A 14,883-nucleotide genomic window follows, 5' to 3' on the forward strand; every position below is an offset into this window, starting at 1 on the left:
GTGGCGCCGGCAAACACCCTTCCTAGCTGGAGGACCCGCGATGAAGCAGTTCCGTATCGTGCCGGCGTTCCTGGTGGCCCTGTCCCTGGGGCTGGCCGCCTGCTCGGCCGACAGCACGGGCCCCGCCCCGGCCGCGCCGCGCGCCCCCGCCCTTTCCGCCGCCCCCGGCGCCGGGCAGTACATGGTGGTGTTCAACGGGAACAAGGTCCCCGCGACGTTCGCCGCGCAGGTGCAGGCGCTGGGCGGCACGATGGTCTTCGAGCACGGCAACTCCGGCTTCGCCGTGGTCGGCGGGCTCGACGACGCCGCGGCCGCGAAGATCAAGGGGATGAACGGCGTGTCCGACGTGCAGGCCGACGTGGCCATCACGCTCGACGACCCGCAGCCCGCCGCCGAGATGGACGTCAGCGAGCTGGCCGCCTTCGCGAACGACCAGGCGCAGAGCCAGACCAACCCCACCACCGCCGCGCGCTACGCGTGGCAGTGGAACATGCGGCTGATCCACGCCCCCACCGCCTGGGCCGCCGGCAAGCTGGGCTCCTCCAGCATCACCGTGGCCATCCTGGACAGCGGGCTGGACTACAACATCGCCGACCTGAACGGCCTGGTGGACCTCGCCCGCTCGAGGTCGTTCATCCCCACCGACGACTCGATCGCCGTCCACTACTTCCCCACCCGCAACCTGATCACCGACTTCAACGGCCATGGCACCAACGTGGCCACGCAGGTCAGCAGCAAGGCGTTCGCGCTGGCCGGCGTGACCTCGCGCACCACGCTGATCGGCGTGAAGGTGCTGAACCGCTCGGGCTCGGGCTCGCTGAGCGCCGTGCTCTCGGGCGTGCTGTACGCGGCCGACCAGGGCGCGAACGTGGCCAACATGAGCCTGGGCTCCAGCTTCTCCAAGGTCGCCCGCGGTCCCGTCATCTCCATCATCAACCGCACGTTCAACTACGCGCACCGCAAGGGGATGATGATCGTGGTGTCGGCCGGCAACGACGCCGCCGACCTTGACCACAACGGCAACACCTTCGTGAGCTACTGCGACGCGCCGCACGTGGTGTGCGTGTCGTCGGTCGGCCCCGAGGTCGTCACCGCGAACCCCGACAACTCGTCGTACTTCACCAACTTCGGCCGCTCGGCCGTGACCGTGGCCGGTCCTGGCGGCAACGCCGACGCGGCGCACGGCTTCACGGTGTCGGCCTGGCCGTGGGGCAACGACATCGCCTCGTGGGTGTGGTCGTACTGCCCCAAGGACCGCATCGCCAGCGTGAGCGCGACGGGCGTGCCCACCATCACCGCCTGCGCGGCGGGGAACCGGCTCAGCGGCGTCATCGGCACCAGCCAGGCGTCGCCGCACGTGGCGGGGCTCGCGGCGCTGCTGATGGCCGAGTACGGCGCGAGCGACCTGGGCGCCATCAAGGACCGCATCACCAGCACGGCCATCGACCTGGGCCCCGCCGGCCCGGATCCGTTCTACGGCCGCGGCCGCATCGACGTGGCCCGCGCGCTCGGCCTGTAAGCGCCGCATCGCGCACGAACGATGCGGGCGGATCCCCAGCGGATCCGCCCGCTTTCTTTTCCCCTGCCTCGCTGGATCTCACGCGGAGACGCGGAGACGCAGAGAACTCACCGCGGCGATGAGTTCTCTGCGCCTTCCGCGTCTCCGCGTGAGGCCGTCTTTTCGTCGCCTCGCAGCAATGCCCGACTCACCCACCAATCCAACGCACTCCCGCACTCCCGCACTCACGCACTTTCCCGATCTACAACTCGATCTGCGCGCCCAGCTCGACCACCCGGTTCGGCGGCAGTCCGAAGAACGACGTCGCCGTGCGCGCGTTGCGGCTCATGACCGCGAACAGGTGCTCGCGCCACATCGCCATCCCCGGCTTCTTCGAGGGGATCAGCGTCTCGCGCCCCAGGAAGTAGCTGGTCTTCATGGGGCTCAGGTCCAGCTCCGGGCGCCGCACCTGCGCCAGCGCGCCGGGAACGTCGGGCTCCTCGGTGAAGCCGTAGCGCACCGAGATCCGGTAGAAGCCGTGCCCCGCGTCGGCCACCGAGATCCGCTCGGCGGCGTCGACCACGGGGATCTCCTCCGTCTCCACGGTCAGCAGCACCACGCGCTCGTGCAGCACCTTGTTGTGCATCAGGTTGTGCAGGAGCGCCGGGGGGGTGCCGCCGGTGTTGCCGTACATGAACACCGCCGTCCCGGGAACGCGCGCCGGCGGGTTCCTCTGCAGGTCGGCCAGGAACAGGTCGAACGGCAGCGTGGTGGCGTGCATCCGCGTGGCCAGGATCTGCCGCCCCCGCTTCCAGGTGGTCATCAGCGTGAAGATCACCCCCGCCACCACCAGCGGGAACCATCCGCCGTGCGGGATCTTCTCCAGGTTGGCCCCCCAGAACGCCAGGTCCACCACCAGGAACGCGGTCGCCAGCACGCCCACCCGCCACCACGCCCACCCCCACCGCGCCCGCGCCACCGCGCTGAAGAGGAGCGTGGTGAACACCATGTCGGTGGTCACCGCCACCCCGTACGCGTTGGCCAGGCTGCTGGACTCCTTGAACCCCGCGACCAGCCCGATGGCGGCGATCATCAGCAGCCAGTTCACCCCCGGGATGTAGATCTGCCCGATCTCGCGCGACGAGGTGTGCTCGATGTGCACGCGCGGGAGGTATCCCAGCTGCACCGCCTGCCGGGTGAGCGAGAACGCCCCCGAGATCACCGCCTGCGACGCGATGACCGTGGCCACGGTGGAGAGCGTGACCAGCGGATAGGTGGCCCACGCGGGGGCCAGCAGGAAGAACGGGTGCTCGGCCGCAGAGGGGTCGCGGATGATCAGCGCCCCCTGCCCGAAGTAGTTCAGCACCAGCGCGGGAAGCACCACCGCGAACCAGGTCAGGCGGATGGGCCGCTTGCCGAAGTGGCCCATGTCGGCGTACAGCGCCTCGCCGCCGGTGACCGCCAGGAACACCGACCCCAGGATGAGGAAGCCGGCGCTCCCGTTGCGCCCGAAGAAGCGCGCCGCGTGCAGCGGGTTCAGCGCCGCCAGCACCTGCGGGTGGCGCACGATCTCGGACAGGCCCAGCGCCGCCAGCACCAGGAACCAGAGGAGCGTCACCGGCCCGAACACCCGCCCGATCCCGGCGGTGCCGCGGCTCTGGATGGCGAACAGCCCCACCAGAATGGCGATGGTGATGGGAACCACGAAGGGAGAGAAGAAGGGCGTGGCCACCTCCAGCCCCTCCACCGCGCTCAGCACCGAGATGGCCGGGGTGATCATGCTGTCGCCGTACAGCAGCGACGCGCCGAACAGCCCCAGCAGCACCAGGATCCCCGCCTTCCCCGTGCTGGCGCGCCGCGGCACCACCAGCGCGGTCAGCGCGATCATCCCCCCCTCGCCCCGGTTGTCCGCGCGCATCACGAACACCAGGTACTTCACGGAGATGACCACGATCAGCGCCCAGAAGATCAGCGACAGGATCCCCAGGACGTTGGCCGGCGTGGCGGCGATCCCCCCCGCGGGGCGGAAGGCCTCGCGCATGGCGTACAGCGGGCTGGTGCCGATGTCGCCGTACACCACGCCCAGCGCCGCCAGCGCCAGCACGAACAGGTAGCGGCCCTGCGGCTGCTCTCGCGAATGCTCGCTCAACTCGTGCTCCGGCGGTGGGTCCGGGGTGCGCTCACAGCTCGATCTGCGCGCCGAGCTCCACCACCCGGTTGGGTGGCAGCCCGAAGAACGACGTGGCGGTGCGCGCGTTCCTCGACATCAGCGCGAACAGCTGCTCGCGCCAGAGCGCCATCCCCGGGCGCCGCGAGGGGATCAGCGTCTCGCGCCCCAGGAAGAAGCTGGTGTGCGCCGGCCTCAGGTCCAGCCCTTCGAAGTGCACGTTCGCCAGCGCCTGCGGCACGTTGGGGTCTTCCATGAAGCCGTAGCTCAGCGTCACCCGGTAGAACCCCTCGCCCAGCTCCTCCACCTCGCTGCGCTGCTCGTCGGCCACCAGCGGCGTCTCGTGCGTCTCCACATTCAGGAACACCATCGTCCTGTGCAGCACCTTGTAGTGCTTCAGCGAGTGCAGCAGCGCGGGCGGCGTCCCCTGGCGGTTGCCGTACATGAACACCGCCGTCCCCGGCACCCGCACCGGCGGGTTGCGGCGCACGTCCTCCAGGAACAGGTCGATCGGCAGCGAGGTCTCCACCATCCGCTGCCCCAGGATGCGCCGCCCCGTCTTCCACGTGGTCATGGCGGTGAACACCACGGCGCCCACCAGCAGCGGGAACCAGCCGCCGTGCTCGATCTTGGTGGCGTTGGCCAGGAAGAACGCCAGGTCGATGATCAGGAAGAAGAAGGCCGGGATCCCCGCCTGCACCGCCGTCCACCCGAAGCGGCGGCGCGCCACGAAGTAGAACAGGATGGTGGTGATGGCCATCGTTCCCGTCACCGCGATCCCGTACGCCGCGGCCAGGTTGCTGCTGCTGCCGAACCCCACCACCAGCGCGATGCAGGCGATCATCAGCACCCAGTTCACCCCGGGGATGTAGATCTGCCCGATCTCGCGCGCCGAGGTGTGCTCCACGTCCACGCGCGGGCTGTACCCCAGCTGCACCGCCTGCCGCGTGAGCGAGAACGCGCCGGTGATCAGCGCCTGGCTGGCGATCACCGCCGCGGCGGTGGCCAGCGCCACCAGGGGGTACAGCGCCCACGCCGGCGCCAGCCGGTAGAACGGGTTCTCCACGGCCGACGGGTCGCGCAGCAGCAGCGCGCCCTGCCCGAAGTAGTTCAGCAGCAGCGCCGGCAGCGCCAGCGTGAACCAGGCCAGCCGGATGGGGTCGCGGCCGAAGTGCCCCATGTCGGCGTACAGCGCCTCGCCGCCGGTGACCACCAGGAACACCGAGCCCAGCACCAGGAACCCCGTGTACCCGTGGTGCACCATGAAGCGGATGGCGAAGTACGGGCTGACCGCCACGAACACCGCGGGAAAGCGCACCGCCTCGGCCAGCCCCATCACCGCGATGGCCCCGAACCAGAGCAGCATCACCGGCCCGAAGATGCGCCCGATGGCCGCCGTCCCCCGGCTCTGCACCACGAACAGCCCCACCAGGATGGCGATGGAGATGAAGATGATGTACGGCTCGAAGAAGGGCGTGGCCACGTTCAGCCCCTCCACCGCGCTCAGCACGGTGATGGCGGGGGTGATCATCCCGTCGCCGTACAGCAGCGCGGCGCCGAACACGCCCATCAGCGCCAGCACCATGGCCGTGCCGCGGGGCGGCGCCTCGCGCGGCGGCGCCACCAGCGCCAGCAGCGCCAGAATCCCCCCCTCGCCCCGGTTGTCGGCGCGCATCACGAACACCAGGTACTTCACCGACACCACCAGGATCAGCGACCACACGATCAGCGACAGGATCCCCACCACGTTGTCGTGGGTGGGGCGAATGCCGGTGGAGTGGTGGAAGCACTCGCGGAGTGCGTAGAGCGGGCTGGTGCCGATGTCGCCGTACACCACCCCCAGCGCACCAAGGGAGAGCGTGAGGAGGTACCGTCCCCTGGGCGCGCCCTCGTGCGGTTGCGTTGCGGTCACGTTTTCCGATAGCCGGTTCCGATCCAGCGCCGCGGACGGGTGATCCCCGCCCGCGCCGCCGGAGATACGTTGCAACCCGGGTGCCGGTTGCGCTGCTCACGCGGGAAGCGCCGACAAGCTTGCGCGCGCGGCCCCGAGCGTCAACGGCTGGGCCCCTGGTTTCACGCAGAAGAACTGCGGGGTCTGGGCGTGTTTGGCGCCGAGAAGCCAAACCGGGCTGCGCGCGCGGTAGGCAACGATACGACTGTTGCCAACCGCGCCGGGCCCCCGCCGCGCCTTGCATCGGCGCGATTCTCCCGCGTCCGCGCGGGCGCGGCGGGTTCCCGGCCCTTCGGGCGCGCATCCCTCACGCGGGTGCGCGCCCGAGGCGCCCGCGCCGCCCTCAGCCCGCGCCGGAGGGCGCGACCCTCTCCCGTCCCGGCATAGGGTGGCCCTCCAGCATCCGGGCCGTTGTTCGACCATCCTCGCACCGATGCGTGGAGTGGCGCCGATGCCGGAAAGCTACCTCTCCCGGTACGGGAGAGGTGGACGGCCTCGGCCGGCCGGAGAGGGCGCGATGCCGGCCCGACGCACCGCCTGCAGTTCCCCCGATCGCAACCTGCTCCGCCGCCTCTCACGACAGGACCCCTCCCCCGCCGCGCGGAAGAGGGGTCCTTGCCCCGCCGAGCTCTATCCCGGTGTCTGCGGCCGGCCGGCTGACGCGCGGTTCCAGCCGCGGCTCAGTCGAAGCCGCCCGCCGCGCCTTCGTCGCCGGCGGCGGCCACGCCGTTGATGCCGAGCACGTCCTTCACCTTCTTCTCGATGTCGGCGGCAAGGTCCGGGTTCTCCTGCAGGAACGCCTTGGCGTTCTCGCGCCCCTGCCCCAGGCGCACGTCGCCGTAGCTGAACCAGGCGCCGGACTTGTTGATCACGTCGTTCTCCACCCCCAGGTCCACGATGATCCCGAAGTGGTCGATGCCGACGTTGAACATGATGTCGAAGTCCGCCTGCTTGAAGGGCGGCGCCACCTTGTTCTTCACGATCTTGGCGCGGGTCTTGTTCCCGACCAGCACCTCCTTGTCCTTGATGCTCCCGATGCGCCGGATGTCGATGCGCAGCGAGGCGTAGAACTTCAGCGCCCGCCCGCCCGTGGTCGTCTCGGGGTTGCCGAACATCACCCCGATCTTCTCGCGGATCTGGTTGGTGAAGATGACCGTCGTCTGCGAGCGGTTGATGGCGCCGGTGAGCTTGCGCAGCGCCTGGCTCATGAGCCGCGCCTGCAGCCCCACGTGGCTGTCGCCCATCTCGCCCTCGATCTCGGCGCGCGGCACCAGCGCGGCCACCGAGTCGATCACGATCACGTCCAGCGCGCTCGAGCGCACCAGCACCTCGCAGATCTCCAGCGCCTGCTCGCCCGTGTCGGGCTGCGACACCAGCAGGTTGTCCACGTCCACGCCCAGCTTGCGCGCGTACTCGATGTCGAGCGCGTGCTCGGCGTCGATGAAGGCGGCGATCCCGCCGGCGCGCTGCGCGTTGGCGATCACGTGCAGGCAGAGCGTGGTCTTGCCGGAGCTTTCCGGACCGTAGATCTCGGTGATCCGCCCGCGCGGCACCCCGCCGATGCCGATGGCGGCGTCGAGGTTGATGGCGCCCGTGGGAATCACGCTGACCTTGACCATGGGCCCGTTCACGCCCATGCGCATGATGGAGCCTTTTCCGTACGCCTTCTCGATGGTGCCGATGGCCACGTTCAGGGCCTTCTTCCGGTCCTCGGTGGCGGCGTCCGCCTTGGTGCTGATCATCGCGGTCAGATCTCTCGTTGGAAGGGGCGTGCTGTGGGCGTTGGATACCCCGGACGCAACGTGCGGTTCCCGAAGAACACCCGAAAGTTTACATCCGGGCGGCGCTCCGCACAAGGGTTTCGTGCGGCGCCGCGAAAACTTTCACCGGCTCAGGCGCGGAGCGCGTCGACGACCTCGCCGAAGGCCGCGGCGGCGCGCTCGATGCCCGCGTCGTCCACGTCCATGTGGGTGACGGCGCGCAGGCGGCGGGGGCCGAACTGGGTCATCCACACCCCGTGCTCGGCCAGCCCGCGGAGGAGGGCGGCGGGGTCCAGCCGCTCGTCCTCCAGGTCCAGCATGACGATGTTGCTCTGCGGCTTCAGCGCGGCCACGCCGTCGCGCGCGCAGCGGCGGGCCAGCGCGTCGGCGCGGCGGTGGTCGTCCTCCAGCCGCGCCAGGTTGTTGCGCAGCGCGTACAGCCCCGCGGCGGCCAGGATCCCCGCCTGCCGCATCCCGCCGCCCAGCCGCCGGCGGATGCGCCACGCCTTTTCCATCAGCTCCGCGCTCCCGGCCAGGATGGAGCCCACCGGCGCGCCCAGCCCCTTGGAGAGCGCCACCATCACCGTGTCGGCCGGCGCGGCGTAGTCGGCCATGGGCACGCCGGTGGCGGCGGCGGCGTTGGGGAGGCGCGCGCCGTCCAGGTGCACGCGGATGCCGCGCTCGCGCGCCACCTCGGCCACGGCCTGGAGCTGCACCAGGCGGAGGACGCGCCCGCCGGCGGCGTTGTGCGTGTTCTCCAGGCAGAGCACCGAGGTCCGCGGGAGGAAGGGCGACACCGGGCGGATGGCCTCGGCTGCGTCTTCCGGGCGGAGCAGCCCGTCGCGGGTGAACACGGCGCGGAACTGCACGCCGCCCAGCTGCGCCGCGGCGTTCTCCTCCCAGTTCAGCATGTGCCCGGTGGAGTCGATCACCGCCTCGGTGCCCGGCTCGGCCAGGGTGAGGATGGCCGCGGTGTTGGCCATCACCCCGCTGGGGAAGAAGAGCGCGCGCTCCTTGCCCAGCAGCTCGGCGGCGTAGCGCTCCAGCTCGGCGGCGGTCGGGTCGTCGCCCAGCACCGCGTCGCCCACCGGGGCCTCGGCGATGGCGCGGCGCATCTCGGGGGACGGCCGGGTGACCGTGTCGGAGCGCAGGTCTACGGGCGGCTGGGGGGTGCTGGGCGGCATGGGCGCGGTCCAGGGGGCGCAGGGCGGTTCGGGCGCGGGGGAACGGCGACAAGATCCCCCGCCGGGCCGCCGGAGACAAGCCCCGCTCCCACGCCCGGCGCGCGCGCCGGAAGGCGTCCGCCGTCCACCTTGCCGCGTACGGCACGGTGCTCATGCGCGGGTGAACTCCCGCGGCTGCACGCGCTCGTGCAGATCGCCCGCGTCCGGCACCGCGTCCACGCCGCCGCGGGCGAGGCCGACGGGCGCGCACTGCTCCACTCCCAGGGCCCGCAGGACTTCGCGAAGCACGCTGCTCAGCTCGTTCATGGTGAGGTTTCGCGTTCGAGGTTGGGCGGCGCTTTCGCCGCGGCGCTGCTGCTGATATCGGCACTTCCCGCAGGTTCGTCGACCGACGGCGACGGCTTCACGGAAGGCGAAATCCACGGACTTCACGGCTGGACAAATTGGATTTTCTGGAATTGCCGGACAAAGTGAACACCGTCTGACGCACTGTAATTCTGGCCCGGTTTGCTGTCAAGATGCTCGTGGTGGACGTCAGGATTTAGGATGGAATCGATCGGGAGGTGCAGGAAGGCCTGTCGGCGCGCGCCCGCCGCATCGCGCCCTCTCCGGCCGGCCGAGGCCGTCCACCTCTCCCGTACCGGGAGAGGTAGCTTTCCGGCATCGGCGCCACTCCACACATCGGTGCGAGGATGGTCGAACAAACGGCACGGATGCTGGACGGCCACCCTCTCCCGGGACGGGAGAGGGTCGCGCCCTCCGGCGCGGGGTGAGGGCGGCGCGGGCGCCTCGGGCGCGCACCCGCGTGAGGGATGCGCGCCCGAAGGGCCGGGACGCCGCCGCGCGCGCAGCGATGATGTGGACCGCATCGACTTACGGCGCGGCGGTGGCCCGGCGCCGTTGGCAACAGCTGTATCGTTGCCTACGGCGCGCGCAGCCCGGTTTGGCGCCCAGGCGCCAAACACGCCCGAATACCGCAGTACGGAAGTACGACCACAAAAAAGAACGGCGCCGATGCTGCCGGCGCCGTTCCCGATCGATCAACCGCCCGCGATCATCTGCCTGCCGTCAGACCGAGCAGAAGTAGAGGCGCGCGGGGAGGATGTTCAGGGGCTCGAAGGCCTCGCGGATGTCGCGGAACTCGGGTTTCAGGAAGCGCGAGACCTCGCGCGAGAACTGGTAGACGAGAAACCGCCCGCCCGGCCGCAGCGACCGCCGCGTGGCGCGCACGATGGCCGTGCCCACCTGCTCGGGCATGGTGCTGAAGGGAATGCCGGAGATCACGCAGTCGGCCTGCCCCAGCCCGTGCTCCTCGAGCACGCGGGCCACGTCGGCGGCGGAGCCGTGCACCACGGTCAGGCGCGGGTCGGGGATGGAGCGGCGGAGGAATTCCACGAAGTCGTCGTTGGTCTCGAACACCACCAGGCGCGCGTCGCGGTGCATGCGCTTGAGCACCTCGGCGGTGATGTTGCCCACGCCGGGGCCGTACTCCACGATCACGCGGGCGCGGCGCCAGTCCACCTGCCGCATCAGGTCGCGCACCAGAAAGCGCGAGCTGGGGATGATGGAGCCCAGCATGCGCGGGTGCTTGAAGAAGTTCCGCGCGAACAGCATCATCTGCCTGCGCCGGGTCGCCGCCGTCTTCGCCATTCCGTCTCTCCGTCCTTCGTGCGCGTGGGGATAATCTCTCCGAAACAGGCAAGCTGCCGCCGAAGGGCCGCGCCGCGCAAGCGCACAATGCGGGCCGCCGCCCCCTTGCAGCGGGGCGGCGGCCCGGATCGGCGGTGCTGGACGGTCCTTTCAGGCCGTCAGCGGAGCCCGGCGCGGATCTGCTGCGCCTGGGCCAGGTGCCGTACCACCGACGCGCGCATCTCCTCGGTCATCCGCACCGTTCCGGCCGAGGCGCCGGCGCGCAGCGAGGGAAGCATGTTGTCGATGGTGCGCAGCGCGTACTGGTGCGCGGCGATCTGGCGGTCCATGTACGCCCGGTCGAACGCCGCCCCGCGCAAGGCCTGCAGCCGGTCCATGGCGCGCATGTGGTCCTGCACGATGGGGCGGCTCCAGGTGTTGTCCATCAGCATGGCGTGCAGCCGCGGGTCGCCCACCGAGTACAGCCCCATGGACCCCGATCCGGCGGCCATGTGGTGGCCGGAATGCATGTCCGGCTGCACGGCGGCCGGCTTCCCGCCCGGGTGGTCGCCGCCGGGGCCGGCGGGCCGCGGCGCGTCGGCCGCGAACACGCTGCGCCCCTCGCCCACGGTGCCGGTGGGGTTCCCCGAGTTGTTCTCGGGAATGGGCTTGCCGTTGCGATCCAGCAGCTGTGCGTTGCTTCCCAGCGCCTGCCCGGCCGGGGTGCCCTGCGCGGGCTCGGAGCTCATCGACCCGGAGCCGGCGGGAACGGTTCGCGTGGCGTTCGCGCTCACGTTGCCGGGGCCCACCGCCACGCCGTTGGCGGCGCCGTTGTTGGCCACGATGGGCTGCCCGCTGCCGGGGTCGCGGTTCAGGTCGGTGCCGGCCGCGCTGAAGCCGGTGCTGCCGTTGGGCGAGCCGGAGTTGTTCTCGGGGATGGGGTGCCCGTGCGCGTCCACGCCCCGCGCGTTGCTGCCGCGGTTGTAGCCGGCCGCGGCCAGGTCGTTCCCCGCCAGCCCCACGCGCACCATGGACTGCTGCAGCCGCCCCACCGCGTCGCCGTGCTCGCCCACCATGACGTGCGCGAAGTCGCGGACGCGCGCGTTCACCGCGCGGCTGGCCGCCAGCTGGCCCTCTTCCACCTCGCCGGCGTTGATGGCCAGCAGGGTGTGGTGCGCCGCGGACTCGGGCGTCCCGGGATCGCCCGCCATCACCCCGCGCGCCCCGGCGAACCCCGTGAGCGCGAGCACGGCGGCGCCGCACACCGCCAGCCTGCGCGCCGGGCTCCCTTCGAGTGTTGCCATCTTCCCCTCCTGAAACGGTTTCCGCATCCACGCGGGCGCCCTCCGGGCCCGCACTCCCTCACGTCAACCATCCGTCCGGGTGGGGCGGAAACCCGTTGCAAAGGCGAGACCATCGAAACACCATAAGCGTATGGGGATGAAGAAGATGGAAGCAGATCCGCCATCCCCGTGTTCCTCCATCCCGCTGGGTCTCAGCGATGTAGGGCAGACGCGACAAAGCCCTCCCCGGATCGGCCGGGGAGGGCTCGTCGTCGGATGAAGATGGGGGTCAGACGTGGAGCTTGGTCCACATGACGATGGCGCCGCACATGGAGCCGCGCAGGTTGCGCACGAACTCCACGGGGATGGTGGAGGCGTCGTAGATCTCCACCCCCTCCAGGTCGCCCGGCTGCACCAGGTCGTCGATGGTGGTGGTGGCGCCGTACATGCTCACCTGCATCCCGTCGATGAACACCAGCGGCTCGCACCCGCCGCGCCCGCGCACCGCCTCGGTGCCGCGCCGCGTGGGGCGGAACGACAGCCCCGCCACGCGCCGCAGCACGTCGGAGGTGCGCGACGCGTTCAGCGCCTCGATGCGGTCGCGGGTGATGAAGCGCCCGAAGCGGTTGGAGTGCATGCGGCCGTAGAAGCCGGCCAGCCACGCCGGCGGCTGCCGCGGCGTGGCGCTCACCTGCACCGGATCGAGCGCCACCGCCTCGGTGGTCATGTGCATCACCACGCTCACCGAGTCCAGGTAGTCGATCTTCACGTCGTCCGACAGCAGCGACGCGTACCCCACCCGGTCGGCGGCCAGGCGGTAGGTGCCCGCGCCGGGAACGTCGATCTGGAAGGCGCCGGTGGTGTCGGTCTGCGCGCGGCCACGCACGGCGCTGCCGGCGCGGAGCTCCACCAGCACGCTGTTCACGGGGCGGTCGCTGCCGCGCTCCAGGACGCGGCCGTGCACCGACTGCGCGGCGGCGGGGGCGGCGGCGCAGAAGAGCGCCGCCAGGGCGGTGAGCGGGCGCATGGCGTGCCTCCCGCATTGACGAAACGGGTCCGGCGGCGGGCCGGACGGCCGGGTGGGGCGCCCCGGGCGGGGTGCCGCCGGTGGAACGTACGGCGAGGGGATTTTCTTGCACGCCCCGGGCCGCGGCATGGGGCGTTCCCCGTATCGATGCCGCGCGCCCGCCCCGAAGGCAAGGGTTCCGCGCGCGCCACCCTCCCCCCCGCGGCCCTTTGCGCGCAGATTCATGCGCGAGCCTCCGCCGACGCACCGAACCCGCAAGGCATGTCCACCCGCGAATCTCCCCCGCCCCGCTCCGCTTCCGCCCCTCGCGGCCGTCTCGCGGCGCTGCGCCGGAACCTGAGCACCGTCCCGAATCAGCTCACCGCCGCGCGGCTGGCCATGGTGCCGCTGCTCTGGGTGCTGGTGCTGTTCGGGCACCCGGTGTGGGTGGGGATCGGGGTGATGGTGGCCGCCGCCACCGACGTGCTGGACGGCTACCTGTCGCGCAGGTGGAACCAGACCAGCGAGTTCGGCAGCCGGATGGACTCGGCCGCCGACCACCTGCTGGCGATCTCGATGACGCTCTGGCTGGTGCTGCTGCGGCCGTTCTTCTTCCGCGAGCAGCGCTGGCCGCTGATCGCCTGGGCGGCGTTCGCGCTGCTGGTGCTGGCCGTCAGCTGGCTCAAGTTCCGCCGCGCGGTGGACCTGCACCTGTACAGCAGCAAGGCGGCGGTCTTCCTGGCGTGGTGCTTCGGCATCCCCCTGCTCGTGGTCGGCCGCTACAGCCGGCTGCAGTTCTGGATCACCATCACCATCTGCTTTCTCGCGGCCGCCGAGTCGCTGGTCGTCATCCTCACGCGCCGTGAGGTGGACGAGCACATCGGCTCCATCCTCCTCCGCCGCAGCAGCAGCCCGGACGACGAACGGCACGGGATCACACGGAGGAAACGGAGGTAACGGAGGATTAGCATTTTCACAGGACGCGGTCGTCGGGGAGATCCGGGGTATCCCGGCGATGAATGAGAGCGCTATCTTCCCGCCCCGCGAACCCGAATCGATCCGCTCAGAACCGGAGCCTCGACTGATGTCTTCCATCCCCTTCGGCCGGACGCTCTTCCGCGGCGCGCTGGCGGCCGTCCTGGCCACCGCCGCGGCGGCGTGCGGCGGCTCGAACCAGACGGCGCAGAAGTCCGGCGGCGACGCGGCCCCGGCCGGGAGCGCCGCCGTCCCCGCCGACGCGCCGCTCGCCGTGGTCTACAAGAGCCCTACCTGCGGTTGCTGCAACAACTGGGTGAAGCACATGCAGGACAGCGGCTTCCGCGTGGAGACGCACGATCAGGACAACGTGGACCCGGTGAAGGACGAGGCCGGCGTGCCGCAGGCCATGCGCTCGTGCCACACCGCGAAGATCGGCGGCTACGCCATCGAGGGCCACGTCCCCGCCGACGTCATCCGCCAGCTCCTCCGCGAGCATCCGGCCGACATCGTGGGGCTGGCCGTGCCGGGAATGGTCACCGGCTCGCCGGGGATGGAGGGCCCCAACCCGCAGCACTACGACGTCGTCGCCTTTACAAAGGACGGCCAGACGCGCGTCTACGCCTCGCGCTGACGGACATCCTCCCTCCTTCTCCAACATCGTCGGATCTCACGCGGAGCCGCGGAGACGCGGAGGTGCAGCCCAGTCGCCTCCGCGTCTCCGCGTCTCCGCGTGAGATCCAGCAGTGCCTGGAGACGCGAAGAGGTGGACCGGCGTCATTGCGCCGACGCGCCGGGCGACGCAGCATTGGGGGATGAGCGAGATGAAGCTGATGTACTTCCGCGCGGACTGGTGCGGCGTCTGCCACGACAAGAACCCCGTGGTCGACCGCCTGGCCGCCGCGGCCGGGCTCCCGCTGGACGTGGTGGACTGGGAGTCCGAGGAGGGGCAGGCCAAGGCAATCGGCCTGCGCATCCAGACCGTGCCCACGCTCGCGCTGGTGGACGGCGAGCGCGTCCGCTTCCGGCTGGTGGGGCGGATGATCACCCCCGAAACGGCGGCGCACCTGATCGGGATGTACCGTCCGGCACGGGACAGCGGCGGAGGAGGAGCAGATGGAGATGGAAACGCGTGACGCGCTGTGGATGAAGCTCTCCGCCGCGCACCAGGAGGCCCTGCGCGTGGGCGACAGCCCGCTCCGCGCCGACGCGCTGGCCGACCGCCTTCCCGCCCTCGCCCGCGACGTCGACGCGTCGCCCGCCACCGACGAGATCAAGGCGCGCATCCGCGCCGAGCTGGCCGACGCCGAGCGCGTCCTCCGCCGCGACGACGACGGCCGCGAGGCCGCCCGCCATCTCCAGACCGCGCTGCGCCACGCCGAGGGCAGCCGCCCGCGCCACCCCAACCCCTTCGGCGACGACGACTGACG

13 protein-coding genes are annotated in these 14,883 nt (G+C 71.1%); 5 read left to right on the forward strand and 8 right to left on the reverse strand.

Features of this window, described 5'->3' with window-relative positions:
- Positions 1-40: 40 nt before the first annotated feature.
- A complete protein-coding gene (locus VLK66_RS02575) occupies positions 41-1,519 on the forward strand; it encodes a S8 family serine peptidase (RefSeq protein ID WP_325307649.1) in 1,479 nt (492 codons plus the stop codon).
- 241 nt (positions 1,520-1,760) lie between these two features.
- On the opposite strand, the gene VLK66_RS02580 is transcribed toward VLK66_RS02575, so the two are convergent.
- The 8 genes from VLK66_RS02580 to VLK66_RS02615 form a co-directional block, all read right to left on the reverse strand.
- A complete protein-coding gene (locus tag VLK66_RS02580; protein ID WP_325307650.1) occupies positions 1,761-3,647 on the reverse strand; it encodes a potassium transporter Kup in 1,887 nt (628 codons plus the stop codon).
- 31 nt (positions 3,648-3,678) lie between these two features.
- Complete coding sequence (locus tag VLK66_RS02585) at positions 3,679-5,577, reverse strand: potassium transporter Kup (RefSeq protein ID WP_325307651.1); 1,899 nt, start codon at positions 5,575-5,577, stop codon at positions 3,679-3,681.
- A 719-nt stretch (positions 5,578-6,296) separates the two neighbouring features.
- On the reverse strand, positions 6,297-7,358 hold the full coding sequence (gene recA / locus VLK66_RS02590) for a recombinase RecA (protein ID WP_325307653.1): 1,062 nt from the start codon (positions 7,356-7,358) through the stop codon (positions 6,297-6,299).
- 149 nt (positions 7,359-7,507) lie between these two features.
- Positions 7,508-8,560 (reverse strand): GntG family PLP-dependent aldolase, encoded by a 1,053-nt coding sequence (locus tag VLK66_RS02595; RefSeq protein WP_325307654.1) that lies wholly within the window; start codon positions 8,558-8,560, stop codon positions 7,508-7,510.
- A gap of 150 nt (positions 8,561-8,710) precedes the next feature.
- Positions 8,711-8,866 carry a hypothetical protein gene (locus VLK66_RS02600; RefSeq protein ID WP_325307656.1) on the reverse strand — a complete coding sequence of 52 codons (156 nt, stop codon included), beginning with the start codon at positions 8,864-8,866 and terminating at the stop codon, positions 8,711-8,713.
- Positions 8,867-9,628: 762 nt separating this feature from the next.
- Complete coding sequence (locus VLK66_RS02605) at positions 9,629-10,210, reverse strand: class I SAM-dependent methyltransferase (RefSeq protein ID WP_325307657.1); 582 nt, start codon at positions 10,208-10,210, stop codon at positions 9,629-9,631.
- A 158-nt stretch (positions 10,211-10,368) separates the two neighbouring features.
- Positions 10,369-11,493, reverse strand: coding sequence for a DUF4142 domain-containing protein (locus tag VLK66_RS02610; protein ID WP_325307658.1), 1,125 nt, complete (start codon positions 11,491-11,493; stop codon positions 10,369-10,371).
- Between the two features lie 268 nt (positions 11,494-11,761).
- Complete coding sequence (locus VLK66_RS02615; protein ID WP_325307659.1) at positions 11,762-12,499, reverse strand: TonB-dependent receptor plug domain-containing protein; 738 nt, start codon at positions 12,497-12,499, stop codon at positions 11,762-11,764.
- 261 nt (positions 12,500-12,760) lie between these two features.
- Here VLK66_RS02615 and VLK66_RS02620 point away from each other — a divergent pair, with 261 nt between their 5' ends.
- The 4 genes from VLK66_RS02620 (at position 12,761) to VLK66_RS02635 (ending at position 14,881) form a co-directional block, all read left to right on the forward strand.
- On the forward strand, positions 12,761-13,435 hold the full coding sequence (locus VLK66_RS02620) for a CDP-alcohol phosphatidyltransferase family protein (RefSeq protein ID WP_325307660.1): 675 nt from the start codon (positions 12,761-12,763) through the stop codon (positions 13,433-13,435).
- 127 nt (positions 13,436-13,562) lie between these two features.
- A complete protein-coding gene (locus tag VLK66_RS02625; protein ID WP_325307661.1) occupies positions 13,563-14,087 on the forward strand; it encodes a DUF411 domain-containing protein in 525 nt (174 codons plus the stop codon).
- 181 nt (positions 14,088-14,268) lie between these two features.
- Positions 14,269-14,589 carry a thioredoxin family protein gene (locus VLK66_RS02630; RefSeq protein WP_325307663.1) on the forward strand — a complete coding sequence of 107 codons (321 nt, stop codon included), beginning with the start codon at positions 14,269-14,271 and terminating at the stop codon, positions 14,587-14,589.
- A complete protein-coding gene (locus VLK66_RS02635; protein ID WP_325307665.1) occupies positions 14,576-14,881 on the forward strand; it encodes a hypothetical protein in 306 nt (101 codons plus the stop codon). Before VLK66_RS02630 ends, VLK66_RS02635 begins: the two co-directional genes overlap by 14 nt.
- Positions 14,882-14,883: the final 2 nt, after the last annotated feature.

Origin of the sequence: Longimicrobium sp. (assembly GCF_035474595.1) — a bacterium.
In the GTDB taxonomy this organism is placed as follows: domain Bacteria; phylum Gemmatimonadota; class Gemmatimonadetes; order Longimicrobiales; family Longimicrobiaceae; genus Longimicrobium.

Coding starts and splice junctions, on each gene's coding strand:
- VLK66_RS02610 (WP_325307658.1), bottom strand. CDS start 11,493: ATGGCAACACTCGAAGGGAGCCCGGCGCGCAGGCTGGCGGTGTGCGGC.
- VLK66_RS02630 (WP_325307663.1), top strand. CDS start 14,269: ATGAGCGAGATGAAGCTGATGTACTTCCGCGCGGACTGGTGCGGCGTC.
- VLK66_RS02635 (WP_325307665.1), top strand. CDS start 14,576: ATGGAAACGCGTGACGCGCTGTGGATGAAGCTCTCCGCCGCGCACCAG.
- recA (WP_325307653.1), bottom strand. CDS start 7,358: ATGATCAGCACCAAGGCGGACGCCGCCACCGAGGACCGGAAGAAGGCC.
- VLK66_RS02595 (WP_325307654.1), bottom strand. CDS start 8,560: ATGCCGCCCAGCACCCCCCAGCCGCCCGTAGACCTGCGCTCCGACACG.
- VLK66_RS02575 (WP_325307649.1), top strand. CDS start 41: ATGAAGCAGTTCCGTATCGTGCCGGCGTTCCTGGTGGCCCTGTCCCTG.
- VLK66_RS02620 (WP_325307660.1), top strand. CDS start 12,761: ATGTCCACCCGCGAATCTCCCCCGCCCCGCTCCGCTTCCGCCCCTCGC.
- VLK66_RS02605 (WP_325307657.1), bottom strand. CDS start 10,210: ATGGCGAAGACGGCGGCGACCCGGCGCAGGCAGATGATGCTGTTCGCG.
- VLK66_RS02600 (WP_325307656.1), bottom strand. CDS start 8,866: ATGAACGAGCTGAGCAGCGTGCTTCGCGAAGTCCTGCGGGCCCTGGGA.
- VLK66_RS02625 (WP_325307661.1), top strand. CDS start 13,563: ATGTCTTCCATCCCCTTCGGCCGGACGCTCTTCCGCGGCGCGCTGGCG.
- VLK66_RS02615 (WP_325307659.1), bottom strand. CDS start 12,499: ATGCGCCCGCTCACCGCCCTGGCGGCGCTCTTCTGCGCCGCCGCCCCC.